We start from the raw sequence: 24,745 nt of genomic DNA, 5'->3' as shown, positions 1-24,745 counted from the left end.
TTGAAGATCACTTCCGGCGTTCGCCGGCATGACCTCCCGAGGAAATGCCGCCCACCCGAGAAGACGGGCGACTCCGCGCGTCACAGTCCCAGCACGTCCTTGCCCTGCTCGAACGTGATGTCCACCGGGATGTGCGCGGTATCGAGCTTCTTCAGGTCGCCGGCGAGCGTGGCGTCGACGTTGCCCATGGAGTCGGTGAGCGCCTTGGCCGCGGCGTAGTCGCCGTCGCCCTGGATGGTGAGCAGCTTCGCCGAGAGCTTGTTCATCGCGGCGGTCATCTTGTCGAAGTCGACGCGGTAGCGGCCGGTGGCCGGGTCGCGGCTGAAGGCGCCCTCTTGCTGGAAGAAGTTGAAGCGCACCATGTTGGCCTTGGCGTGCGCGTCGCTGGCGCCGAAGCGCACCGAGCGCAGGATGCCGGCGAGGAAGGTGACGTAGTTGTCCATCAGCTTGGTCTTGTCCAGCTCGCCCTTGTCGGCCAGCTTGGCGACCATGTACAGGCCCAGCACGTCGGCCTTGCCTTCCTCGAAGCTGGAGGCCTGGTCCTTCAGCGCCTCGCGCACGGTGCCCTTGCCGTCCAAGGTGTTCTTGATCCCCAGGCCGTGGGCCACCTCGTGGAACATGGTGTTCTGGAAGAACGCGTCGAAGGTGAGGTTTTTCTGCTGGTCCTCGGCGATCAGTGCCTTGGCGATCGGCAGCATGATGGTGTCGAACTTCGCCTGCATCACGTTCTCCAGCTGCAGCCGGCGCGTGCCCTTCTTCAGTTGCACCTGCTCGTCGTTGGGCAGGTTGATGGCGATGGTCTTGGCGCCGACGTTGGCGTCGCCGGCGTAGTACACGGCGAAGTAGGCGTTGAGGTCGGCGTCGGAACCCGGCGTCTCGGCCTTGTACTTCGCATCCACCGGCAGCTCGCGCTGCAGCTCGGGCAGATACTTGGCGAAGCGCGCCAGGCGCTTGCTCCAGGCCTGGTCTTTCACCAGCACATAGCTCTCGTAGCTGGCCTTGTAGCCGAACAGCTGATCCTCGTAGGTTTCGATCGGGCCGACCACGATGTCGACCGGATTGGACTTCATGTCCATCCAGGCGAAGTCGCTGGGCTGGTAGTCGTCGCTCTGCAAGGCGTCGGCGCGCATCGTGAGGTATTTGGCGAAGCCCTTGTCCTTGGCCAGCTTGGCCGCATCGCGCAGCAGACCGGCGGCCTTGTCCAGTTCGGTCTTGTAGGCCACGTGGTAGGGCACGGTGGTGAGCTTGCCGGCGTCATCGCGGCGCAGCAGGGTGTAGAGCGAGGCCTTGTCCTTGAGGTCCGCCTGCTCGAATTCGGCCTTGCTCATGTCCGCCGGGTAGAACTGCGCACCGGCCGGGCGCGCGCCCACCCCGGCGACGAACGGCTTGTCGTTGTCCAGTCGATTCCACGGCCCGTAGTTGAGCTCGGCGAAGGCGCGCAGGTCCGGATCGCTGATCTTGGCCATCAGCGCGGCCTTGTCGCCCCAGGACTGCTGCCAATAGATCGCGTTGGTAATGTCGGCCGCGTCGATCAGCAGGCCGAGCATCTTCTTCTGGTCGGCGTCGAGGCCGGACAGGTCGGCGGTGAGCTTGACCTTCGCGTAGTCGGCCAGGTGCTGCTGCACGGCGCTGTCGGCGGCCGGCGTTGCGGTAGTGGCGGCAGCGGGCTTGGCCGTCGTCGCGGCGTTTGCTGGCGCCTGGTCGTCATGCGCGGACGAGCATCCACTCAGGGTGGCGCTGCCCAGGGCGAGCAACAGGCACAGCGGAAGCAGGCGATGGCGCATGGCGGTTCTCCGTGGAATGAGAACCCCATGGTAAGCGAGGGCGGCGCCAGTGCGCCGCCCTCGCCCGCCATCAGCCGGAGATCGCTAGGCGCTCGGAGCGGTACAACTGCATGGTGACGCCCGCCACGACGATCGCCGCCAGCGCACTGCCGCCCAGGCAATAAGCCAGGTGCAGCGGACTCACGCCGGTGCCACGCACCAGGTCGAGGATGCCCAGGTGCTGGCCGAGCAGCGGCACGGCGTACATCCAGTTCTGCGGCTTGATCGGCATCACCATCAGCGCCACGCTGGGCAGGATCGGCAGCATCATCAGCAGCGACACGTAGGTCTGCGCCTCGCGGTAGCTCTTGGCGAACGCCGCCACCATCGACTGCAGCGCGCCGAGCAGCACGATCATCGGCAGCTGCAGCAGCAGCACGTGCAGCGCAAACGACGGCCCCAGGTGCAGCTCCATGCCCAGCTTCTCCGCCGGCACGAAGCGGCCGACGATGCTGAAGCCGACCAGGCAGATCACCAGGCTGGCGGTGGAGAACGCGCAGATCGCCGCCAGCTTGCCGAGGAAGATCTTCCACCGCGGCACCGGATTGGCAAACAGCGGCTCCAGCGATTGCCGCTCGCGCTCACCGGCAGTGAGGTCGATCGCCAGGTACATGCCGCCAATGAACAACGTGAGCACGAACAGATACGGCAGGATGTTGAACAGCAGCACGGCGCGCGATTGGGCCGTGGCCTGATCGCGCTTGGCCACCACCACCGGAATCGCAGTGGCCGGCGACAGCCCGCGCGCCACGAGCCGCATCGCCCCCTGCACGCGCGCATAGCCCTCGATGAGCTTGGTCACCCGTTCCACCGGCGTGTTGGCATCGCGCTGGGAGGAGTCGTAGATCACCTCCACCTGCACCGGCTCGCCTTTGCGCCAGGCCTTCGGGTAATCGGCGCGAATGCGCAGGGCGAGGTCGATCTCCTGGTTGCGTACCGCCGCCTCCGGATCAGCGATCGCCGACTGTGGCACCACGCCACCGGCCTTGAGCGCGTCGACCAGGTTGGGCGCGTACTGCGCGCCGATCACCGGCACCTTCAGCGGCTTGTCCGCCTTGTCCAGCTCACGGTTGATGGTGAAGTTGATCAGCATCACGAACATCAGCGGCGTGAGCAGCGGGCCGGTGAGAAAGGCACTGGTGAGCGTGCGGCGGTCGCGCAGGTTCTCGCGCACCTCCTTGAGGAACACGGTGAGCACAGCGCGCGTGCGGCGCACGGGGTTGGTCAAGGTATTCATGCGGCGAGGCCCTCCTCGCTGCCGATCAGTTTCACGAAGGCTTCCTCCAGGTTGCTTTCGCCGGTCTGCGCGCGCAGCTGGTCCGGCGTGGCGTCGGCGACCACGCGGCCGCGCGCGATCACCACGATGCGGTCACACAGCGCGCCCACCTCCTGCATGATGTGGCTGGAGAACAGCACGCAGCGTCCCTCCGCTTTCAGGTTGAGCATGAACTCGCGCAGCGCGCGGGTGGCCATCACGTCCAGGCCGTTGGTCGGCTCGTCCAGGATCACGTTGCGCGGGTCGTGGATCAGCGCACGGGCGATCGCGGTCTTCACCCGCTGGCCCTGCGAAAAGCCCTCGGTGCGGCGGTCGGCGATGTCGGACATGTCCAGCGCGCCGATCAAGGCCTCGCGGCGCGTACGCAGCTCGTCTTCCGGCAGACCCTGCAGGCGCGCGAAGTAGTCGATGTTCTCGCGCGCGGTGAGGCGTTTGTAGAGGCCGCGCGCATCGGGCAGCACGCCCAGCCGGCGACGCACCGACAGCGGATCGACCGCCGCGTCGATGCCGTCCACCAGCACCTGGCCGCGATCGGGCGCCATCAGCGTGTAGAGCATGCGCAGCGTGGTGGTCTTGCCCGCGCCGTTGGGACCCAGCAGGCCGGTGATCTCGCCGTCGCTGGCGGTGAACGTGACGCCGTCGACGGCGTTCACCGTGCCAAAGGCCTTGTGCAGATCCTTCACTTCGATCATGGCGTGGAGCTCCTGGTCCGACATGAGCTTGCGCGCGGCAGCACCGACAGGGCGACCATCAGCGGAAGCAAAATCTGGGCGAAGAACGGGGGCGCACTGCACAGCGCCGCGATGAACATGGCCGCCGCCCACAGCAGTACGGCAAAAAGGGTTTGCTGCTTTTTCACGGCGTCGCTCCGTTGAAATCGATGAACATCGGGGTGGGCTTGAGGCGCTCCAGGCAGCTGGCGTCGAGCGTCTTCGGCTGCAGGTCCTCGACGAAATGCTTGACGATCTTCGGCATGCAGCCGGCGCCGATCACGTTGTGGCCCTGGCCGGTGGCCACGAGGTGGCGCGCATTGCTCAAGCCCTTGAGCACCTCCTCGCCGTAGCGCGGCGGGGTCACCGGGTCGTACTGACCGGACAGCAGCAGCACCGGCTTGTCGGTCTTCAGCGGGTCGTGGAAATCCTTCGGCCGCGTGCCGTGCGGCCACACGCTGCAGACCGTGGTGAGCGCGTCGATCATGCGTGTGCCCAGGATGGTGTGCTCGTCCTGCGGGCGCGGGGTGAACAGGTCGGCATCCTCGCTGCAGATCACCGAGGACTGCATGCCGCCGTTCATGGTGTCGGCCAGGTCGCCGGAGAGCAGCTTGGCCTGGCCCAGCAGCGGGCCGACGTCGCCGTGCGCGGCCGCGTCGATCGACAGCGGTAGCAACGCGGCGGTGATCGGCGAGTAGGCGAACATGCGTACCACACTGGCCAGTGAGAACTCGCTCAGCCGACGCTGCACGGTCTGGTAGCTCTGCGGATCGCGGAAGCTCACCGTGTGCGGGTTGGCGCGCAGTGCATCGCGCAGCTGGTAAAGCGTCTGGTACGGGTCGCCAAAGCGCTTGTGGCACTCGGCATCGGCGGTGCAGCGGGCGAACTGCGCCTTCAGTGCATCGTCCAGGTTCTGCGCGAAGTCCTCGCCCAGCACCAGCGAATTGGGCACCACGCCGTCGAGCACCACCGCGCGCACGGCATCCGGATAGCGCATCAGGTACTGCTGCGCCATGCGCGTGCCGTAGGAGACGCCAACCAGGTCGAAGCTCGGCGAGCCGAGCGCCTTGCGCACGTCTTCCAGATCCTGTGCGGCGATGGTGGTGGTGTAGAAGCGCGGATCGGCGTTCTTCTCCACCTGCGCCAGGCAGCGGGTGATCTCGGCCTTGAGTTTGGCCGGATCATCTTCGACGTCATCGTCGGGCGTGGCAGGCTTGTCCTCGTTCTTGCAACTGAGCGGATGCGAGCCGCCGGTGCCGCGCTGGTCGAGCAGCAGCAGGTTGCGGTGCGCAAGCAGCGGGTCGAGCGCGGCGATCGCCGCCGCGGCGTTCTCGGTGGCCGCCTGCCCGGGCCCCCCGGCGAGGAACACCAGCATGTCCTTGGTGGCCACTTCCGCGTTCGAACGCACCACCGCCAGGCGCAGGGTGATCTTGCGGCTGGCCGGATCATCGCGGTTCTCCGGCACCTCGAACGGTGCGCACCATGCGGCCGTGGTCTGAGCGCTGTTGGGCTGGCCCAGCTCGCACGCGGTGAGCGTGAGCGTGCCGAGTTTCCAGGTGGCCGGCGGCGCTGGCTTCACCGGCGTGGCCGGCGCGGACGATGCGTTGGTGCTTGCAGGCGCCGGTTCGGCTGCCTTGGGTCGATGGGCCACATGGTTGGCGGCGATGATCGCGACCGCAATCGCGACCGCCACGCCCATGCGCGCTGCTTTGGGTTTCGTGCTCACGTGCTGCTCCCCGGGTCAAAGATGGATTCGATCGGCTGCCCGAACAGCCGCGCGATCTTGAAGGCCAGCGGCAGGCTCGGGTCGTACTTGCCTGTCTCGATGGCGTTGATGGTTTGCCGCGATACGTCGAGCCGCTCGGCCAGATCGCCCTGCGACCAGCCCTGCTCCCCGCGCAGGTCGCGAACGCGATTGTTCATGGGCGCGCATACCGCCGCGCCACCGCCCACTTGGCGAGGCCGTAGCTGCCGAACAGTGCCGGCATCACCAATATCGCCACCAGGAACGCCGACACCTTGGGAAACGCGCCCACGCTCAGCAACAGGCCGTAGCTGAAAAAGCCGAAGCCGGTAACCAGGGCGGCGATCGCGAACGCTTCCAGATCGATGTGCCGCTCCAGCTCATCCTCGTCGCGGATCAGCCGCACCACCGCGCGGATCACGCCGATCACCGGCAGCAGCGGGGCGATCGCCAGCACGAAGCGCCAGGGGCTGGCCGGCAGCCGCGGCGCCAGTGCGCCGTAGAGCACGATCAGCACCACATAGGCGCCCATCGCGGTGAAGAACTCGCGCAGGTAGCGGCGGTGGATGGGGCGCATCATGGCTGCGGCGTCCCTTGTGCGCCGACGCGTTCCCGCCGGACGCGCCACCACCGACGCACCGATTCGATCGCGGCGAGCAGCAGCGAAGAGCTACCAAGCCCGGCGAGCAGACCCAGGCTCAGATCGTCCAGCCGTCCGCGCCACCAGGCGGCCAGCAGCACCACGCCCATCAGCGCCGCCACCAGCAACAGGCGCAGCGGCAACGACCACACCGAGGCCTGCTCGCACTCCGTACTGCCGCCGTAGCGGCGGGTGATCACCCACCAGCGCGTCAGGCTGTAAGTCACCATCATCACCGGGAACACCCAGATCAGGATGCTGCCGTCCAGCGACACGGCGCCGGCCGCAGCCAGCAGGCCACCGATCAGGCTGAGCGCCGCCAGCACGGCGCTGGCCACGCCCAGCGCGACCAAATGGATGCGCTGCTCGAACTCGTCGCTGTCGGCCACCTTGCGCGCCAGCAGCAAAATCACATAGAGCATCGGCAGCGCAGGTGCCGCGGCCAGCAGCGTCTTCAGCCAGAGCCCGTGCGTGGTCCGCGCCAACGGCCAGACCAGCACCATTGTCACGACGTAGACCAGCATGGTGATGCTGACGTGGCTCTGGTACGCGCGTTCGCTCAGACGCTTCATGGCGCCATCTCCTCGCCCGTCCTACTCGCACCCGGACCGGCCGTCGCGCCACACAAGCCACCGTGCATTCCCCATTCCATAGCCCACCCCCTGTAAAGCACCCTTTACAGGAAGGTATCGGGGCTGGCGGGCCATGTCAAGCGTCCTTTACAACCGGCCGCAATGTCGGCCAGGAATCGGCAAACTTGAGCGCAAAAGTGTGACCTGGTTTGCAATTTCTGACGCTATGTGTCGCAATTCACAGAATTTTTCCGGCGCCGAAAACGCCCGAAAGACAAGTCAAGCTTTTGTAATACCTGGGTTTTTTGCGTGACGCCGGCGTTTGTCGACGCTTTGGCACGTGGCTTGCTCAACCTAGCTCGCAAAACAGAGACACCGCTTCGTCCTTCGACCACTTGATCCATTTCACGATTCACCCAAGGGGGAATTCATGTTCCAGCGCAAGACGCTTCTCTCCACCGCCCTGGTCGCCACCTTCGGCTTCCTGGCCCTCGCCACTGCCCCGGCCCAGGCCGCCAGCACCGGCACCATCAACTTCAGTGGCAAGGTGCTCGCCGACACCTGCACCATCGCCGTCAACGGCGGCGCCACCGTGACCCTGCCGACCGTGATGACAGCTGCGTTTGGCTCGACCGTCGGCACCACCGCGGGCGACACCCCGTTCACCGTTGCGCTGTCGGGTTGCGACACGAATACCGCCAGCGCGCAGATGGCGTTCTCTGGCAGCAACATCGACAACACCAGCGGCGACCTGACCAACACGGCCACGGGTGGCTCGAACGTGCGTATCCGCCTGCTCAACAGCACCAATCAGGCGATCAACACCAAGACGGGCACGAACGCTCCGAGCATCGCCGTCGCCAGCGGTTCAGGCTCGACCCAGATGAAGGCGCAGTACATCTCCACCGCCACGGCGACCACCGCCGGCCTGGTGACGTCGAGCGTGAACTTCACGCTGACCTACCAGTAAGCAGCGGCCATCGCTGCAACCGGCACGGCCGGTTGCAGCGGGTCGCCTGTCGCTCCTCGCGGCACAACGAATCCCTGGAAGTGCCCATGAAAAGCCTGCTCTGCGCTGCCGGCGCAGTCATAGCCGCGCTCGCTCTGGGCGCAGCTCCCGCCCAAGCCACCGTAGTGATTGCGGGAACTCGCGTCGTCTTTCCTGCGGCGACCGGTGAAGTGACGGTGCGACTCAGCAACGAAGGCAGCCAGCCAGCCCTGGTCGAAGCCTGGATCGATGACGGCGATCCCGCGTCCACTCCGGACACGGCCAAGGTGCCGTTTCTGGTTACGCCCCCGCTGGCGCGCATGAACGCCGGTAAAGGGCAGAGTCTGCGCATCGTCTATGCGGGACAGCCGCTTCCGGCTGACCGCGAATCGCTGTTCTGGCTCAACGTCCTGGAAATCCCCCCCAAGCCTGTCGCCAAGACCGGCGAGGAACAGAACACGCTGCAGTTCGCCGTGCGCTCGCGCCTCAAACTGTTCTTCCGCCCGGCGCAGCTGGCCGGTGATCCGGCGACGGCGGCACAGGGCGTGGCCTGGCAGATGGTCCACGACGGCGACGGATACGCGCTGGAGGCCCACAATACGTCGGCGTACTACATCACGTTCAGCAAGGTATCCATCGCCGCCGGGTCGAGCTCGTATGAGAGCGAGACCGGCATGGTCGCGCCGCGATCGACGCTGCGCCTGCCGGTCAAGGCGCTCGACCGCAGCCTGCCCGCTGGCAGCACGATCGACTACACCGTGATCAACGACTTCGGCGCGGCGACGCCTTACAAAGGCAAGGTCGCGCCATGAGCGCTCGCCGGCAGGAGGGCGCCGCGCAGCGCCGCCTGCTGGCGGCGATCATCGGCTTGACGCTTGCGGGCTGGGGCCACCCGGCGACGGCTTACACGGCGACGGCGTCGGCTGCCGTCGATGCAGCCGTGGATGCCAACTTCGATCGCAGCATGCTTTCGGGGGCCGGCCAGAACACCACCGACTTGTCGCGCTTCGAGCGCGGCAATTTCGTGCCCGCCGGCACGTACAGCGTGGACATCTTCCTCAACGAGCGTCCGATCGGCCGTCGCGACGTGCGCTTTGCCGCGCCGTCGGACGACGCCAGCGCCACCGCCTGCGTGACGCCGGCGCTGCTCGACCTCCTCGGCCTGCACCCGGCTGACATCACCGCGCAGACCACCGCCGACCTCGCCAACCCTGCGTTGTGTGTGGACATCGGCCGCGTCGTTCCCGGCGCCAGCATGGATTTCGACATGGGCGACCTGCGCCTGGACACCAGCGTTCCGCAGGCCTCGCTGGGCCAGATGGCGCGAGGCTATGTGGATCCGAGGTATTGGGACTCGGGGGTGACGGCCGGCCTGCTCAACTACAACTTCAACAGCTATCGCACCAGCGGCCAGGGCCTGACGCAGACCTCGTCTTACCTCGGGCTCAACGCCGGGTTGAACCTCGGGCGCTGGCACCTGCGCCACGACTCGTCGCTGGTCTGGCAATCCAGCGCCGGCCGCGCGCGATCCACCCGCCACTGGCAGAGCATCGCGACCTATGTGCAGCGCGACCTGCCGTCGCTGCATGCTCAGCTGACGATCGGCGACTCCTGGACCAGTGGCGAGGTGTTCGACAGCGTCGGCCTGCGTGGCGTACAGATCGCCACCGACGACCGCATGCTGCCGCAATCGCTGCGCGGTTACGCGCCGACCGTGCGCGGCGTGGCCGACAGCAACGCCAAGGTGACCATCCGCCAGAACGGCATGGTGATCTACCAGACCACGGTGGCGCCTGGCCCGTTCGCTATCAACGACCTCTACGCGACGGGTTACGGCGGCGACCTCGAAGTGAGCGTGACCGAGGCCAACGGCCGCGTACATACGTTTTCAGTGCCCTATGCCTCGGTACCGCAGCTCCTGCGACCGGGGTTGAACCGGTTCAGCCTGGCGGCCGGCCAGCTTCGCGACAACGCGATCAGGAACACCCCGGGCCTGCTCCAGGCCACCTGGCAGCGCGGCTTCAACAACCTGCTGACCGGCTACGCCGGTGTTGCCGCCTCGCGGGGCTACGCCTCGGCGCTGGTTGGCGGCGCACTCAACACGCGCTACGGCGCCTTCGCGATGGACGTCACCCGCGCCCAGTCGCGCATCCCCGGCTTCGATACGCTGTCGGGCCAGAGCGTGCGCCTGAGCTACAGCAAGTCCATCGCGGACACCGGCACGTCACTAAGCGTCGCCGCGTATCGTTATTCCACCAGCGGTTTTCTCACGCTCGGCGACGCCGAGCGCGCCCGTGACTATGCACGACGTGGACTGCCGGTCTTTGCCACGGGCAACGCAGGCATCCCGCAGACCATCAATGGCGTACCGGTTTCCGGCCTGCTCACGCCTCAGCAACAGGCCGCGTTAGTTGGAGGCGACTACCGGGACTATGTGGTGCAGAGCGGCGTCGATCGCCAGCGAAACAATTTCAGCATCACGCTCAGCCAGACGCTGGGCGATCGCGGCGGCTCACTGTTCGTCACTGGTTCGGCGCGTGACTACTGGAACCGTCCCGGCACCGACACGCAGTACCAGGTCGGATACAACAATCGCCTCGGTCGAATGACCTACAGCGTGTCGGCCAGCCGCGAACGCGATCTGTTCGGACGCAGCGACAATCGTTACCAGGTTTCGCTGACGATTCCGCTCGGCGACAGCACCAGCACGCACGCGCCGGTTCTCACCGGCAGCGTGGCTCGCGACACCGCTGGCGGCATGCAGGAGCAGGCGACGGTCTCCGGCACGGCTGGCGCCAACGACCAGTTCATCTACGGGGCCACCGCCAGCCACGACAGTACCGAAAGCGCGGGCAGCGTTGGCAATACCGCCAGCGTCACCGGCGGCTACCGTGGCGCGCACGTGCAGGTGAACGCCGGGTTCGGCCACGGTAGCGGCTATTCACAGGCCTCGCTGAACGTGACAGGCGGCGTGGTCGCGCACCCGGGAGGCATCATCTTCGGCCAGCAGCTGGGCGACACTGTAGCCATCGTGGAGGCACCGCACGCCGCAGGAGCGCGTGTGGGCAACGCGGCCGGTCTCGTGGTGGACAAGAAAGGCTACGCACTGGTGCCCTATGTCACCCCTTACGTGCTCAATACGATCACCATCGATCCCACCGGCCTTCCGCTCGACGTCCAGCTCGACAACACCAGCGCCCAGATAGCGCCACGCGCCGGGGCCGTGGTCATGGTGAAGTTCAAGAGCGAGAGCGGGCAGTTTCTGCTGATCCAGACCCGGCTTCCCAGTGGCAAGGTATTGCCCTTCGGCGCCGAGGTGCATGACGAGGACGGCCAGGCGGTCGGTGTCGTCGGACAGGCGGGCCGGATCATGGTTCGCGTCAACCGCGCCGCCGGCCGGCTCAACGTGAGCTGGGGTGGCGACGAGGGACGGGACTTCCAGTGCTCGTTCGATTACCACACGCCCGTCAAGCCTTCTCGTGACCTCGCCAGCGGCTACCCGACCCAGCAGGCGGTCTGCGTCGCAGCACCCACGATTGCCGCAGCCGCAGAGGCGAACCCGTGATGAGCCAGACGCCACCGACAGGTATCCATCTACGGCGGAGCATTCGCCGTCTAACTACCGTACTCCTCCTGCTGGCGGCGACGATGCTCGCGCCATCGGCCGCTCGCGCAGGATGCAGTTTCGACCGTTTCAATTCCCAGGGCACTTACACCGTGTCGGTGCCCACGACCATCGTCAACGATCCGACGATCCCGATCGGCAGCACGCTCTACACTTCCGCGTCGAGCGGCATCAGCCAACAGGTCAACTTCAGTTGCGGCAATACCAACAACAACGGGTGGGGCCTGATCAACGAAGTGGGCAGCACGCCAGGAACCTCGCAGAACATCTTCCCCACGGGCGTGAGCGGTGTTGGCTACCGGGTGCTGCAGAAGGGTGACTACATCTACCCCTACCCGTTCTTCGACCTGGGTCGGAACAGCTCCTGGTACGAAGCAGATGCAGTAATTCTCGAGCTGGTGAAGACCGCCGCCATCACAGACGGCAGCGTCCTCAACAGTGGCACACTGGCGAGTTTCAAAGCGGGCCAGCAGAATAACTTCATTCTCGATGCTGTGATCCGGCTGGCCAACTCGCTGACGTTTACCGCGCCGGCTTGCCAGGTCAACGCCACGGCAATCAATGTTGTGCTGCCGACCGTCACCCGCGGCGCCTTCACCGGGGTCAATTCCACCACCGGTACCACGCCGTTCCAGATCGGCCTCACCTGCTCGAGCGGCGCCGTGGTCCGGATTACCCTGGACACGTCCTCGCCGGTTACCGGCAAGACCGGGGTCATCGCTCCGTCCGGTGGCAGCACTAGCGGTGTCGGCGTGCAGGTACTCGATTCGTCCGGCACTACGCCGGTGAACTTCGGTGTGCCAACCGTTATCGGAGCTACCCCCAATGGGGTGCTCTCGGTCAGCTACTACGCCCGCTATTTCCAGACCGGAAGCACCGTTGGAGCTGGCACGCTGAATGCGACGGCGACTTTCACACTGTCTTACCAGTAGCGCGGCCGCATGCCTACCTTCCGGGAGTGCCTGATCCGCTCTCGCCTTCAGTCGTAAGTCTGCACCACCACTTGGCTGGCAGGTGCGTAGCTGGCGAAGTAACCAAGCAGTGGATCGGTTGCCCGCTCGCGGGTGGATACGTTCACAGTGTTACGGACGTAGGTGCTTCCCGAGGCGTCAGCGGTCGCACCGCAGCCGTGACGGATGGTCGGAGACTCGGGCGGCGCCGACTCCGGGAGCCGCGACGTGTCCACCGCGCAAGTCGGCTCGAGGACGGCGCCGGAGAACGCGATGCGCCCATCGGCCGCACGTGCGGAACCGGACGCGGCAAACAGTGCGGCGCAGATTGGCAGGAGGAGAACCGCTGACGAAATGTGCATGTCGAAACCCTCGACACTCGCGGGGTTGGCGGGTGTCCGAAGGGGTTTTCGGCCCGCACCGTCGCGCCTGAATAGCGTCGACCTGGTCAGGTGAGCCAATTGCGATCCAGTTCACATAAATGACGCGAACTGCCGATTCCGCACCAAAATGCGCTTGACAGCCGGTTTTACACGTCGACTTTCTGGCAGATGCGCCGCGGCCGAGGGGGCTGCGCGTGGCGAGCGTCGAAAATACGGCGCCCAGGCACGGGCGCGGGCAGCGTCGGCGTGCCAGCGGAAAGAAACCGGACCGCCCCCTCAGCGGGAGGAGATGTACTTCTCGCGGCGGATCTGCGGCACCGGCAGGCCGAATTCCTTCAGCGCGGCGAAGGCGGCGTCGACCATGTTGGGATTGCCGCACAAGTAGGCGATGTCGCGGTCGGCCGCGGGTGCCAAGTCGGGCAAGGCGGCCTGCACGTGGCCCATGCGGTCGGTCTCCCGACCCACGTCGCGTGCCTCGCGGCTGAGGCAGCTGAGATAGGTGAAACCCGGGTGGGCCTGCGCGAAGGCGGTGAACTCCTCGTCGTAGAGCAGCTCGGCCTCCTTGCGGGCGCCGTACAGCAGCACCACCTCGCGATCGCCCGCGGCGAGCAGTTCGGCCAGCTTCGGCAGCATGGCGCGGTAGGGGGTGACACCGGTGCCGGTGGCCATCAACAGGTAGCGCGGCAGCGCGTCGCCGTCCTGCAGGCAGAAGCGGCCGTAGGGGCCGCTGGCATCCACCGTGCCGCCTTGCTCCAGACCGCCCAGGAGCGCCGTGGCGGCGCCCCCTTCCACGTAGCTCACGGCAATCTCGATCTGCTGCACCGGCGAGCGACCGTCGCCCACCGTGGCCACTGAATAGCTGCGCTTGGTCGCCGTGCCGTCGGCATAGGTGAAGTGGATCTGCAGGAACTGCCCCGGCACGAAGGCCAGCGGCTGGCCATCGACCCGCTCGAACACCAGATGGCGCACGGTGGGCGCCAGCATGCGGCTGTCGATGAGGCGGAGGGTGAAATGGTCGGCCATGGGGTTCCCGGAAACGCTGTGTGCACCCGGCAAACGCGGGCGGCGTGGACAAGCCCTTTATAATAGGAGTCTTGCCCCCAACGATGCAGCCCATGTCCACACCTTCCGCATCCCCGGTACCGGCGCTCGTCGTCGACAACCTGCGCAAGACCTACGGCAACGGCGTCGAGGCGCTCAAGGGCGTCAGCCTCACCGTGCAGCCCGGCGACTTCTTCGCCCTGCTCGGCCCCAACGGCGCCGGCAAGTCGACCCTGATCGGCATCCTCTCCTCGCTGGTGAACTCCACCGGCGGCGACGCGCAAGTGTTCGGTGTGTCGGTGAACAAGCAGCGCAACGAAGCGATGAAGCTGATCGGCCTGGTGCCACAGGAGATCAACTTCAACCAGTTCGAGAAGCCGTTCGACATCTGCGTCAACGAAGCCGGCTTCTACGGCATCCCGCGGAAGATCGCCGCCGAGCGCGCGGAGAAGTACCTGAAGGAACTGCGCCTGTGGGACAAGGCGCACCACCAGGCGCGTATGCTCTCCGGCGGCATGAAGCGGCGCCTGATGATCGCCCGCGCAATGATGAACGAGCCGAAGCTGCTGATCCTGGACGAACCGACCGCCGGCGTGGACATCGAGATCCGCCGCTCGATGTGGCAGTTCGTCAGCGGCATCAACGCGGCTGGCACCACGGTGATCCTCACCACGCACTATCTGGAGGAAGCCGAGCAGCTGTGCCGCAACATCGCGATCATCGACCACGGCACCATCGTGGAGAACACCACGATGAAGCGCCTGCTGGCCAAGCTCGACTCGGAGACCTTCGTGCTCGATGTCACCGCTGCGCCCGAGCCGCTGCCTCAGCTGGCCGACATCGCCCTGCGACGCGTGGACGAACACACGCTGGAAGCGGAGATGCCGCGCACGTCGGACCTCAACGCGCTGTTCGCGGCGTTGAGCGCCCACGGCATCCGGGTGACCTCGATGCGCAATAAGACCAACCGGCTGGAAGAGCTGTTCGTGCGGTTGGTCGAAAACGGGCGGGACAAGGCGGCGTAGCCGCTGTTCCCCTCTCCTCCAGGCGCAACCAGGGGAGAGGGCGGGGATGAAGGGGGGGGGCTTTCCGGTTTGCCCTCCCTCATTCCCGCAAAGGCAAAAAAAAGCGAACAGCTTCCCCCTCACCCCAACCCTCTCCCCCGGCGGCGCCGGGGAGAGGGCGCAAGAAACCAAGGCCAAAGCATGAGCAACACCAGCATCAACATGGTCGCGCTGTACACCATCGTGCGTCGCGAGATTGCCCGTATCACGCGCATTTGGACGCAAACGCTAATTCCCCCGGCGATCACCATGACGCTGTACTTCGTGATCTTCGGCAAGCTGATCGGCAGCCGCATCGGCACCATCGAAGGCGGCTTCACCTACATGCAGTACATCGTGCCGGGCCTGGTGATGATGTCGATCATCACCAACAGCTACGGCAACATCTCAAGCTCGTTCTTCGGCGCCAAGTTCAGCCGCGCGGTGGAGGAAATGCTGGTGTCGCCGATGCCGAACTGGGTGATTCTGCTCGGCTACGTCACCGGCGCCGTGGTGCGCGGCCTGGTGGTGGGCGTGCTGGTGCTGATGATCGCGCTGTTCTTCACCTCGCTGCACGTGGTGCACCCGCTGCTCACCTTCCTCTCGGTGCTGCTGGGCGCCACGATCTTCTCGCTGGCCGGCTTCGTGAATGCTGTCTACGCGAAGAAGTTCGACGACATCGCGCTGGTGCCCACCTTCGTGCTCACCCCGCTGACCTACCTGGGCGGCGTGTTCTATTCGATCAACATGCTGGGCGAACCGTGGCAGGCGATCTCGCGGATCAACCCGATCCTGTACATGGTCAACGCGTTCCGCTTCGGCGTGCTCGGCGTGAGCGACGTGGGCATCGGCACGGCTTTCGCGGTGATGGTGTTGTTCGTGGTCGTGCTGTCGGCGGTGGCGCTGCAGTTGCTCGAGCGCGGCGTGGGGCTGCGCTCCTGAGGAATTCCCGCAGAGCGCACTGTGTGCGCGAATGTTCTTTCAAGACCTGACAAGAAAGCGATCGCGCACACGGTGCGCTCCTGCACGGGTGCTGTGGCATGCGCGTCAACAAATACATCAGCGAAGCCGGTCTGTGCTCCCGCCGTGAGGCGGACGAGCTGCTGCTCGCCGGGCGGGTGACGATCAATGGTGAAGTCGTCACCACCGGCGCCAAGGCGCTGGAGGGTGACGAGGTACGTGTGGACGGCGAGATCGTCAAGGCGCGCATCCTGGCCACCACGCCGTCGGCGAAGAAGGCGGTCTACATCGCACTGAACAAACCCGTGGGTATCACCTGCACCACCGACCAGAGCGTGGATGGCAACATCGTCGACTTCATCGACCACCCGCAGCGGATCTTTCCGGTCGGTCGGCTGGACAAGGATTCCGAAGGGCTGATCCTGCTCACCAGCAACGGCGACATCGTCAACGAAATCCTGCGCGCCGAGAACCACCACGAGAAGGAATACCTGGTCGCGGTGAACAAGGCCGTCACCGACGAGTTCCTCGCCGGCATGAGCAAGGGCGTGCGCATCCACGGCCAGATGACCCAGCGCTGCCGCGTGCGGCGCATCGCCAAGTTCGGTTTCGGCATCGTGCTGACCCAGGGCCTGAACCGGCAGATCCGCCTAATGGCCGCCGCGTTCGGCTATCGCGTCACCCAGCTGCGCCGCGTGCGCATCGACAACATCAAGCTCGGCCACCTCAAGCCCGGCCAGTGGCGCAACCTCACCGACGTGGAACTGAAGGGCCTGCTGCCGAACCGCACCCAGTGGTGAGGCCTCGGCTGAACGGGTCGCCGTATGGCCGACACCCCCGCGGCCTCCGGTGAAGCCGATAAACGGCTGATGCACGGCACCTTCGGCTGACCAGTTCACCAGAGCATGACGGCCACCGCGAAGGCCCGTTCGCCGCCACCACTTTCCCTGCACACGCCGCGCCGGGCATGGCGTTAGTATCCCGCCAGTTGACTCCGCGGACCGGCCGCGTTGCAAGCAGGAGCGCGGATGAACAGCGGTTTGAGGGACTCCCCAGCCTTTCTGCAACACGCTGGTGAGATGGGCGAACTGGTTCGACGCAAGGACTGGTCCCTCACGCCACTGGGGCCCATCGAGCAATGGCCAGCCTATCTGCGCATCAATGCCTGCACGGTCCTCGGGGCCGCCTTACCCATGGTGCTGCTGTGTGGCGAGCAGGGCATCCTGATCTACAACGCCGCCTACGCGGCTCTCGCCGGCGCCCGCCACCCGGACATCCTCGGCATGGCCGCGACCGAGGCATGGCCGGAAATAGCCGAGTTCAACGCCCACGTAGTCCGCACCGTGCTCACCGGCCAAACGCTGGCGTATCACGAGCTCAACATGGTGCTGCACCGATCTGGCGAGCCGGAAGAGTTCTGGCTGTCGATCGACTACAGCCCCGTCTGCGACGAGACCGGCAGTCCGCGCTTGGTGCTGGCGGTCGTGCGCGATGTCACGGACCGGGTGGAGACGGCGCAACGACTGCGCATTGCCCAGCGTGCTGGCAGAGTGGGCCTGTTCGAGTGGTATCCGGACACCGGCCAGTTGGAGGTCTCAGACGAATATCGGCGCATCTGGGGCTTGCAGGACGACGAGGCGGTGCAAGAGAGCCGCCTGCTGGTGCTGATGCACCCCGACGACCGTGCGGTCGCCGGTCCATCCCGACGCAATTGGTCCAACCCTTTGCATTACGCGGAGTTCCGGCGGATCGACCCGATCACCGGCGAGGTGCGCTGGCTGGCCCGGCGTGGCGAAGTACTGGAGCGGCCTGACGGATTCAAGCGCTATCTGGGCGTGGTGTTCGACATCACCGAGCGGAAGCGGTCGGAAGAGGCCTTTGCCTCCAGCGAAATGCGCTGGCGCGAGTTGTTCGGCCAGATGCGGGAGGGCTTTGCGATCGGCGAAGCCATCCGCGACGAGCGCGGGCGGGTCGCCGATATCCGTTTCATCGAACTGAATCCGGCGTTCGAGACACAGACAGGGCTGTCGCTCCACGACACGATCGGTCGCTCCATGCGGGACATCAATCCCGACATCTCCGGCGACACGATTTCCCGCTACGCCACGGTGATCGATAGCGCTCAGGCGGCGCATTTCGAAGTCCAGTCGCCGCGGCTACACGGGCGCTGGTTCGAGGTGCGGGTGCGACCGATCGGCGACGACCGCTTTGCAGCCCTGTTTATGGACGTTACCGCCCGCCGCGAGGTCGAGCAGGCGATCCGTGACAGCGAGGAAAGCCTGCGCAGCATCGCGCGATCGTTGCCCAACCACGTGTGGACAGCACTCCCGGACGGCCAGGTCGAGTGGTTCAACGACCGCGCCTACATCTACAGCGGCGCGGTGCTCAACGCCCTGGAGGGCGATGGCTGGCAGGCCATGGTCCATCCAGATGAGATCGCCAGTATCACCACCGCCTGGCAGCAGGCCACGCAGCGGGGCGATGTCTACGAGACCGAGTGCCGTCTGCTTCGGGCCGATGGCGTCTATCGCTGGCACCTGGTGCGCGGCGTTCCACTGCGCGATGGCTTCGGCGCAGTGAAACGCTGGATCGGCACGAACACCGACATCGATGACCGCAAGACTGCCGAAGCAGCGCTGACCCACCTCACCGCCACGCTGGAGGAGCAGGTGGCGCGGCGCAGCGAGGAGCTCTATCGCACCCAGGACGCCCTGCGCCAGGCGCAGAAAATGGAGGCGATCGGCAACCTCACCGGCGGCATCGCGCATGATTTCAACAATCTGCTGCAGGTGATCAGCGGCAACCTGCAGCTGCTCGAGCGTGAGGCCGGATCCGACGACCGCGCGCTGCGACGCATCCGCAACGCGATGAGCGGAGTGACTCGGGGCTCGCGGCTGGCCCAGCAGTTGCTGGCCTTCGGGCGACGCCAGCCGCTGGCACCCAAGGTGCTGCACCTGGGCAAGCTACTGCGCGACACCGACGAGATGCTGCGGCACACGCTGGGTGAGGGCGTGGAGGTGGTGACCGTAGTGGCCGACGACCTCTGGAACACCGAGGTCGATCCCGGCAATGTCGAGAACGCCCTGCTCAACCTGGCCATTAATGCCCGTGACGCGATGGACGGCATGGGCCGGCTCACCATCGAGGCCAGCAATGCATGGCTGGACGACGCGCACGCGCTGGCGCAGGGCGACGCCGCCGCTGGCGAGTACGTGGTGCTGGCGATCTCCGACACTGGCTGCGGCATGACGCCGGAGGTGATGGAGAAAGTGTTCGAGCCGTTCTTCACCACCAAACCCGAGGGCCGCGGCACCGGGCTGGGGCTGTCCATGGTCTACGGCTTCGTCAGGCAGTCCGGCGGCCACGTGAGGATCTCCAGCACGCCGGGCCAGGGCAGCACGATCCGCCTCCTCCTGCCCCGCTGCGCGCGCGCAGAAGACACAGCCACCACAGCGTCCGACGACGACCGGGTGATCGGCGGCGACGAGACCATCCTGGTGGTGGAAGACGACGACGCCGTGCGGGATACGGTGATCGCGATGCTGCGCGACCTCGGCTACCGCGTGCTGAAGGCCAGGCATGCCGCCAGCGCGCTGGCGATCATCGAAGGCGGCGCGCGGATCGACCTGCTGTTCACTGACGTGGTCATGCCCGGCCCGATGCGCCCCGTGGAGCTGGTAGCCGCCGCGCGCCAGCAGCTTCCGCAGTTGCAGGTACTTTTCACTTCCGGCTACACGCAGAACGCGATCATGGAAGGCGGGCGGCTGAGCGAAGGCGTCGAATTGCTCAGCAAGCCTTACACCCGCGAGGCGCTCGCACGTCGCCTGCGCCAGCTGCTCGGTGGGCCGGGCCAGGCGCCACGGGCTGCGCCCACGCGCAAGGCCGCGCCTGCGTCCCCTGCCCCGCGCCAGGCCACCCGGCCCCTGCATATCCTGGTCTGCGAGGATGACTGGATGATCCGCAGCCTCGTCGTGGAGATGCTGCACACGCGAGGCCATCGCGTTTCCGAAGCGACCGACGCCGGCGAAGCGATCGCGCTGCAGGCGACGCACCCGGCCGACGTGCTGCTCACCGACGTGGGCCTGCCGGACATCTCGGGCATCGAACTGGCCGAGCGGCTGCGCAAGGTCACGCCCGACTTGCCGGTGCTCTTCGCCACGGGCGAAACGCACGTGCACGGAGCGAGCCCGGATGAGCGCACGCGCGTTCTGACCAAACCGTTCGGCGCCGACGAGGTGTTGGATGCGCTGGATACGCTCTTTCAGCGCCGCGACGCCGACAGGGTCTGAGCCCGGCGCGATGGCGAGCCGCGGACGCCCGTCTGGCCGCCGCAAATGCGATCATGGCGCATGACTTCTTTCAGCACGCTCCCGCTCAAACCCGCCCTGCTGTCCAGCGTTGCGACGCTCGGCTATGCCGAGATGACTCCGGTGCAGGAGCTCAGCCTGCCGCCCATGCTCGCCGGGCGCGACGTCATCGCGCAGGCGCAGACCGGTTCGGGCAAGACTGCCGCGTTTGGCCTCTCGCTGCTGCAGAGCATCGATCCGGACACCATCCGGCTGCAGGCGCTGGTGCTGTGCCCCACGCGCGAGCTGGCCGACCAGGTGAGCAAGGCAATCCGCAAGCTCGCCGCGGGCATCCCAAACGTGAAACTGCTGACGCTGTGTGGCGGCATGCCGCTGGGGCCGCAGCTGGCCTCGCTCACGCATGACCCACACATCGTGGTGGGCACGCCCGGCCGGGTGCAGGAGCATCTCAAGCGTGGCAGCCTGCATGGCGGCGGCATCAAGGTCCTGGTGCTCGACGAAGCCGACCGCATGCTCGACATGGGTTTTTCCGAAGCGATCGACGACATCGTCGGGCGTATCGCCAAGCACCACCAGACGCTGCTGTTCTCGGCCACCTACCCGGAGGAGATCCGCGCGGTGAGCGCGCGCGTGCAGCGCGACCCGGTCGAGGTGACGGTCGAGGCGCCGGCGACGCAGCGGCCGTCGATCGAGCAGCGCTTCTTCCTGGTGGAGCCGGCACAGAAGCTCGATGCGCTGGCGCAGTTGCTGATTGCCGAACGCCAGGGCCCGGCCGAGCGACCGCAGGCGCTGGTGTTCTGCAACATGCGCAAGGACGTCGACGCGGTGGCGCAGGAGCTGGACCGCCGCGGCTTCTCCGCGCTGGCCCTGCACGGCGACATGGAGCAGCGCGATCGCGACGAGGTACTGGTGCGTTTCGCCAACCGCAGTTGCGCCGTGCTGGTGGCCACCGATGTGGCCGCGCGCGGGCTGGACATCGCTGCGCTGCCGCTGGTGGTGAGCTACGACATCGCGCACGATCCGGACACCCACACCCATCGCATCGGCCGCACCGGCCGTGCCGGCGAATCGGGGCTGGCGCTCACCCTGCTCACGCCGCGCGAAGCGCCCAAGGCGGACAACATCGAGCAGGTGCTGGGCACGCCACTGCGGCGCGAACCGCTCCGGGTGCAGCCGCCACGCGGCAAGACGCTGCAGCTGGCGCCGATGAAGACCCTGGTGATCGATGCCGGCCGGCAGGACAAGCTGCGCCCGGGCGACATCCTCGGCGCGCTCACCGGCGACGCCGGACTGCAGGCGGCCGACATCGGCAAGATCGATGTGTTCGCCACCCGCGCCTACGTGGCGATCAGCCGTGAACTCGCAAACAAGGCGCTGGAACGACTACGCGCCGGGCGCATCAAGGGGCGCAACTTCCGCGTGCGCGCGCTGGGCTGAACGCCGATGCGGGCCACGACGAGGCCTGCAGGCGAATGACGCGAGATGAACCAGGCAGGCCGCCGCCCGATGCGGCGGCGGCCCCGCGCTCGTCAGTGACAGGTACTGCAGGCAGGCATGTCCACCGCCGCGCGCGCCAGGCGTGCCACGTCGACATCGGTGAGAGCGTCGGCCGACGACAGGCCGAGCGCCTGATGTGCCGGGTTGGCCGGAATCGCGGCCACGTTGGCGGTGGCCGCGTGGACGGCCTCACCAGCCATTGCGCCGCCGGCCACGAAGGCCAGCGCGAGCACCAGGGACAGGGAACGAATCTTCATGCTGAGCATCCTCTTCGCAACGAGATACGCCGGACATTCGCCTACAGCCACCATCGCCAGAGGCGGGCACGACGCCGGTCTCCGACCGCACCGACACCCGAGCGTAGCGCCGATCCACAACGGTCACCAGTGCGCCGCGATGCTGCGCTGCGCAAGGCACCGCGCGGATCAGCCGCGGTGCAACCAGCGCGCCGCACCCCGGCCGGCGCGCCGGCCACTGGCGAAGCAGGCGGTAAGCAGATAGCCGCCGGTCGGCGCCTCCCAGTCGATCATTTCGCCAGCGCAGAACACACCCGGGCGGGCGTGCAGCGTCAAGCTGTCACCGTGCAGGGCGTCGAAGCGCACGCCGCCAGCCGTGCTGATCGCCTCGGCGATCGGCCGCGGCGATTGCAAACGCAGCGGCAGTGCCTTGATCAAGCCGGCCAGCGCGACGTGGTTGGCCAGCGTGGCCTTGTCGGCCAGCTCGAATACCAACGCGGACTTGACCGCATCGAGCCCCGCGCGGCGGCGCAGCCAGTCGCCGATGCTGTGCTTGCCGCGCGGTGCGCCCAGCCGTGACACCAGTGTGTCCAGTGGGTAACCCGGAGCCAGATCGAGCTTGAGCAGCGCCTTGCCGCGCGCGGCGATCTGCTCGCGCAGCGCCGGGCCGATAGCGTAGACCAGACTGCCCTCGATGCCGTACTCGGAGATCACACATTCACCCTGGCGCTGGTGGCGCCAGCCGTTGTGGTCGTGCCATTGCGCCACCACCGCCTTGAGCGGTGCGCCGGCGAAGCGGCTGATCAGGTGCTCGCTCCACGGTCGCTCGAAGCCGCAGTTGGCCGGCGCCAGCGCCGTGAGCGCGACGCCTGCCGCTTTAAGCGTGCCGATCCAGGCGCCGTCCGAGCCCAGCTGCGGCCAGGAGCCGCCGCCGAGGGCCAGCACGGTGGCGTCGGCGCACACGGTGATCTCTCCGGCAGGCGTGGCGAAGTGCAGTGCGCCGTCATCACTCCACCCCAGCCAGCGGTGATGCATGTGAAAACGCACGCCCTCGGCATGCAGCCGGCGCACCCAGCGGCGCAGCAAGGGTGCTGCTTTCATGTCTGCCGGGAACACGCGGCCGGAACTGCCGACGAAGGTCTCCACGCCCAGTCCCCGTGCCCAGGCGCGCAGGGCCTCGGCATCGAAGTCGCGCAACCAGTCGGCGACCTCGCCCGCCCGTTCGCCGTAGCGGCCCACGAAATCCTCGAAGGCTTCGCCGTGGGTGAGGTTGAGGCCGCCCTTGCCGGCGAGCAGGAATTTGCGGCCCACCGAGCCCATGGCGTCATACAGGTCGACGGCGATGCCGGCCTCGCGCAGCTGCTCGGCGGCCATCAGACCGGCGGGCCCGCCGCCGATCACGGCGGCGCGCGGTGTGTTGGAGTCAGTCATGGCGCGCATGGTCGCACGCCCAAGGTCGGGTGGTACGCCGCCGTGGCGCTGCGCATACTGCGTCGATGCGTTCTGCGCAGCGCTTCCCTCGATCACGCGAGAGCCCGCCATGCCACGTCTGCGAATCCTGCTTGCCGCCACCGCCTTCAGCACGCTCGGCATGAGCGCGCCACTGCTGGCGCAGGAGTTGGCGCAACCCCACGAACAACCGGCTCTGCATGCACTTGCCACGGCGCCCAGCGAGGCGCGGTTGCACGACACCATCGCCCACCTGGTCGGCTTCGGCACCCGTCACACGCTGTCCGATACGCGCTCGGACAAGCGCGGCATCGGCGCCGCGCGGCGCTGGGTGATGGCGCAGTTCGAGGCGATCTCGCGCGACTGCGGCGGCTGCATCGAGGTGGTGACGCCTGCGCAGGTGTTCAGTGGCGAGCGGATTCCGACACCCGCCGAAGTGATGGACGTGGTGGCAATCAAGCGCGGCAGCAGCGATCCCAAGCGCGTCATCGTGATGAGCGGACATCTGGATTCGCGCGTCACCGACATCATGGACACCACCAGCGACGCGCCGGGCGCCAACGACGACGCCTCCGGCGTGGCCGCGCTGATGGAGGCGGCGCGGCTGCTGAGCAAGCGGGATAACCGCGCCACCCTGGTATTCGCCGCGCTGTCCGGCGAGGAGCAGGGCCTGTACGGCGGCAAGGTGCTGGCCGACTATGCGGTGGCGCAGGGCTGGCAGGTGGAGGCCGACCTCAACAACGACATCGTCGGCAACAGCCGCGGCCAGAACGGCGTGCGCGACAACACCACCGTGCGGGTGTTCAGCGAAGGCACGCGCAGCACCGAGACGACGCAGCAGGCGCGCGTACGCAACTACTTCGGAGGCGAGGTGGATTCGCCCTCGCGCAACGTGGCGCGCTACATGGCGTCGATCGCCGACCAGTACCTGCCCGACTTCCGCGTGAAGCTGGTCTATCGCACCGACCGCTACGGCCGCGGCGGCGACCAGGTGGAATTCCTCAAGGCGGGCTACCCGGCGATCCGCGTCAGCGAGGGCCACGAGGATTACACCCGTCAGCACCAGGACCTGCGCACCAAGGGCGGCGTGCACTATGGCGATACGCTGGACGGCATCGACTTTCGCTACCTCGCCCGCGTCACCGCGCTCAACACGGTGACGATGGCCGCAATGGCCAACGCACCGGCTCCACCGACAGGCGTGAAGACGGAAGGCGCGCTGGCCACCGATACCACGGTGCGCTGGACCCAGGTTCCCGGCGCCGCCGGCTACCGCGTGCAATGGCGCGATACCACCGCGCCGCGCTGGCAGTACGCGCGGGCGGTCGGCGACGTGGACAAGGCGGTGATCAGGGACGTGGTGATCGACGACTGGTTCTTCGGCGTGTCGGCGGTGTCGGCCGACGGCTACGAGAGCCCGGTGGTGTTCCCTGGTGCGGCCGGCAGCTTCGAACGGCAGGCCCCGGAAGCGGCGCCCGCGGCCAAGTGATCAACCGCCACA

At 66.9% G+C, this 24,745-nt stretch carries 22 protein-coding genes; 10 read left to right on the top strand and 12 right to left on the bottom strand.

Annotated features, from left to right (window positions below):
- Positions 1-80 precede the first annotated feature (80 nt).
- From ACTHJF_RS03050 to ACTHJF_RS03015, 8 genes are all read right to left on the bottom strand, one after another.
- Positions 81-1,784, bottom strand: coding sequence for a dipeptidyl-peptidase 3 family protein (locus ACTHJF_RS03050; RefSeq protein WP_440265781.1), 1,704 nt, complete (start codon positions 1,782-1,784; stop codon positions 81-83).
- Between the two features lie 70 nt (positions 1,785-1,854).
- Entirely contained in the window at positions 1,855-3,060 is a 1,206-nt protein-coding gene (locus ACTHJF_RS03045) for an ABC transporter permease (RefSeq protein ID WP_440265780.1), read from the bottom strand.
- The gene (locus ACTHJF_RS03040; protein ID WP_440265779.1) at positions 3,057-3,791 is read right to left on the bottom strand and encodes an ABC transporter ATP-binding protein; all 735 of its coding nucleotides are present in this window, start codon (positions 3,789-3,791) and stop codon (positions 3,057-3,059) included. The genes ACTHJF_RS03045 and ACTHJF_RS03040 overlap by 4 nt, the downstream gene beginning before the upstream one ends.
- Positions 3,788-3,958, bottom strand: coding sequence for a hypothetical protein (locus ACTHJF_RS03035; RefSeq protein WP_440265778.1), 171 nt, complete (start codon positions 3,956-3,958; stop codon positions 3,788-3,790). Before ACTHJF_RS03035 ends, ACTHJF_RS03040 begins: the two co-directional genes overlap by 4 nt.
- Entirely contained in the window at positions 3,955-5,508 is a 1,554-nt protein-coding gene (locus ACTHJF_RS03030) for an alpha/beta hydrolase (RefSeq protein ID WP_440265809.1), read from the bottom strand. Before ACTHJF_RS03030 ends, ACTHJF_RS03035 begins: the two co-directional genes overlap by 4 nt.
- Before the next feature lie 23 nt (positions 5,509-5,531).
- Positions 5,532-5,732, bottom strand: a complete 201-nt coding sequence (locus tag ACTHJF_RS03025) for a helix-turn-helix transcriptional regulator (protein ID WP_431635428.1) — start codon at positions 5,730-5,732, stop codon at positions 5,532-5,534.
- Positions 5,729-6,133 (bottom strand): hypothetical protein, encoded by a 405-nt coding sequence (locus tag ACTHJF_RS03020; protein ID WP_440265777.1) that lies wholly within the window; start codon positions 6,131-6,133, stop codon positions 5,729-5,731. The genes ACTHJF_RS03025 and ACTHJF_RS03020 overlap by 4 nt, the downstream gene beginning before the upstream one ends.
- Complete coding sequence (locus tag ACTHJF_RS03015; RefSeq protein ID WP_440265776.1) at positions 6,130-6,765, bottom strand: hypothetical protein; 636 nt, start codon at positions 6,763-6,765, stop codon at positions 6,130-6,132. The genes ACTHJF_RS03020 and ACTHJF_RS03015 overlap by 4 nt, the downstream gene beginning before the upstream one ends.
- Positions 6,766-7,195: 430 nt before the next feature.
- Between ACTHJF_RS03015 and ACTHJF_RS03010 the strand changes: the two genes are divergently transcribed.
- From ACTHJF_RS03010 to ACTHJF_RS02995, 4 genes are all read left to right on the top strand, one after another.
- Entirely contained in the window at positions 7,196-7,735 is a 540-nt protein-coding gene (locus ACTHJF_RS03010) for a fimbrial protein (RefSeq protein ID WP_440265775.1), read from the top strand.
- An 86-nt stretch (positions 7,736-7,821) separates the two neighbouring features.
- Positions 7,822-8,565: a fimbrial biogenesis chaperone gene (locus ACTHJF_RS03005; protein ID WP_440265774.1), complete on the top strand. Its 744-nt coding sequence runs from the start codon at positions 7,822-7,824 to the stop codon at positions 8,563-8,565.
- The gene (locus ACTHJF_RS03000) at positions 8,562-11,318 is read left to right on the top strand and encodes a fimbria/pilus outer membrane usher protein (RefSeq protein ID WP_440265773.1); all 2,757 of its coding nucleotides are present in this window, start codon (positions 8,562-8,564) and stop codon (positions 11,316-11,318) included. The genes ACTHJF_RS03005 and ACTHJF_RS03000 overlap by 4 nt, the downstream gene beginning before the upstream one ends.
- The gene (locus tag ACTHJF_RS02995; protein WP_440265772.1) at positions 11,318-12,310 is read left to right on the top strand and encodes a fimbrial protein; all 993 of its coding nucleotides are present in this window, start codon (positions 11,318-11,320) and stop codon (positions 12,308-12,310) included. The genes ACTHJF_RS03000 and ACTHJF_RS02995 overlap by 1 nt, the downstream gene beginning before the upstream one ends.
- 47 nt (positions 12,311-12,357) lie before the next feature.
- Here the strand turns inward: ACTHJF_RS02995 and ACTHJF_RS02990 are convergent, their stop codons facing one another.
- Both ACTHJF_RS02990 and ACTHJF_RS02985 read right to left on the bottom strand, forming a co-directional pair.
- Positions 12,358-12,690: a hypothetical protein gene (locus ACTHJF_RS02990; protein WP_440265771.1), complete on the bottom strand. Its 333-nt coding sequence runs from the start codon at positions 12,688-12,690 to the stop codon at positions 12,358-12,360.
- Between the two features lie 297 nt (positions 12,691-12,987).
- Complete coding sequence (locus tag ACTHJF_RS02985; protein ID WP_440265770.1) at positions 12,988-13,734, bottom strand: FAD-binding oxidoreductase; 747 nt, start codon at positions 13,732-13,734, stop codon at positions 12,988-12,990.
- A 92-nt stretch (positions 13,735-13,826) separates the two neighbouring features.
- Between ACTHJF_RS02985 and ACTHJF_RS02980 the strand changes: the two genes are divergently transcribed.
- The 5 genes from ACTHJF_RS02980 to dbpA all read left to right on the top strand — a co-directional run bounded on the left by ACTHJF_RS02980 (position 13,827) and on the right by dbpA (position 21,499).
- A complete protein-coding gene (locus ACTHJF_RS02980; RefSeq protein WP_440265769.1) occupies positions 13,827-14,777 on the top strand; it encodes an ABC transporter ATP-binding protein in 951 nt (316 codons plus the stop codon).
- Positions 14,778-14,957: 180 nt separating this feature from the next.
- Positions 14,958-15,737: an ABC transporter permease gene (locus ACTHJF_RS02975; RefSeq protein WP_440265768.1), complete on the top strand. Its 780-nt coding sequence runs from the start codon at positions 14,958-14,960 to the stop codon at positions 15,735-15,737.
- Positions 15,738-15,835: 98 nt separating this feature from the next.
- Positions 15,836-16,555, top strand: a complete 720-nt coding sequence (locus ACTHJF_RS02970; RefSeq protein WP_440265767.1) for a pseudouridine synthase — start codon at positions 15,836-15,838, stop codon at positions 16,553-16,555.
- Between the two features lie 279 nt (positions 16,556-16,834).
- Entirely contained in the window at positions 16,835-20,044 is a 3,210-nt protein-coding gene (locus ACTHJF_RS02965) for a PAS domain S-box protein (protein ID WP_440265766.1), read from the top strand.
- Between the two features lie 60 nt (positions 20,045-20,104).
- Positions 20,105-21,499, top strand: a complete 1,395-nt coding sequence (gene dbpA / locus ACTHJF_RS02960; RefSeq protein ID WP_440265765.1) for an ATP-dependent RNA helicase DbpA — start codon at positions 20,105-20,107, stop codon at positions 21,497-21,499.
- A 92-nt stretch (positions 21,500-21,591) separates the two neighbouring features.
- Here the strand turns inward: dbpA and ACTHJF_RS02955 are convergent, their stop codons facing one another.
- On the bottom strand, positions 21,592-21,816 hold the full coding sequence (locus ACTHJF_RS02955) for a hypothetical protein (RefSeq protein WP_440265764.1): 225 nt from the start codon (positions 21,814-21,816) through the stop codon (positions 21,592-21,594).
- Between the two features lie 168 nt (positions 21,817-21,984).
- A complete protein-coding gene (locus ACTHJF_RS02950) occupies positions 21,985-23,226 on the bottom strand; it encodes a TIGR03862 family flavoprotein (RefSeq protein ID WP_440265763.1) in 1,242 nt (413 codons plus the stop codon).
- Positions 23,227-23,335: 109 nt separating this feature from the next.
- On the opposite strand from ACTHJF_RS02950, the gene ACTHJF_RS02945 reads away from it, so the two are divergent.
- The gene (locus tag ACTHJF_RS02945; RefSeq protein ID WP_440265762.1) at positions 23,336-24,733 is read left to right on the top strand and encodes a M20/M25/M40 family metallo-hydrolase; all 1,398 of its coding nucleotides are present in this window, start codon (positions 23,336-23,338) and stop codon (positions 24,731-24,733) included.
- Positions 24,734-24,745: the final 12 nt, after the last annotated feature.

This window comes from Dyella sp. (assembly GCF_051962475.1).
Lineage (GTDB): Bacteria > Pseudomonadota > Gammaproteobacteria > Xanthomonadales > Rhodanobacteraceae > Dyella_A.
This window is presented reverse-complemented; position numbering and strand designations above follow the sequence as displayed.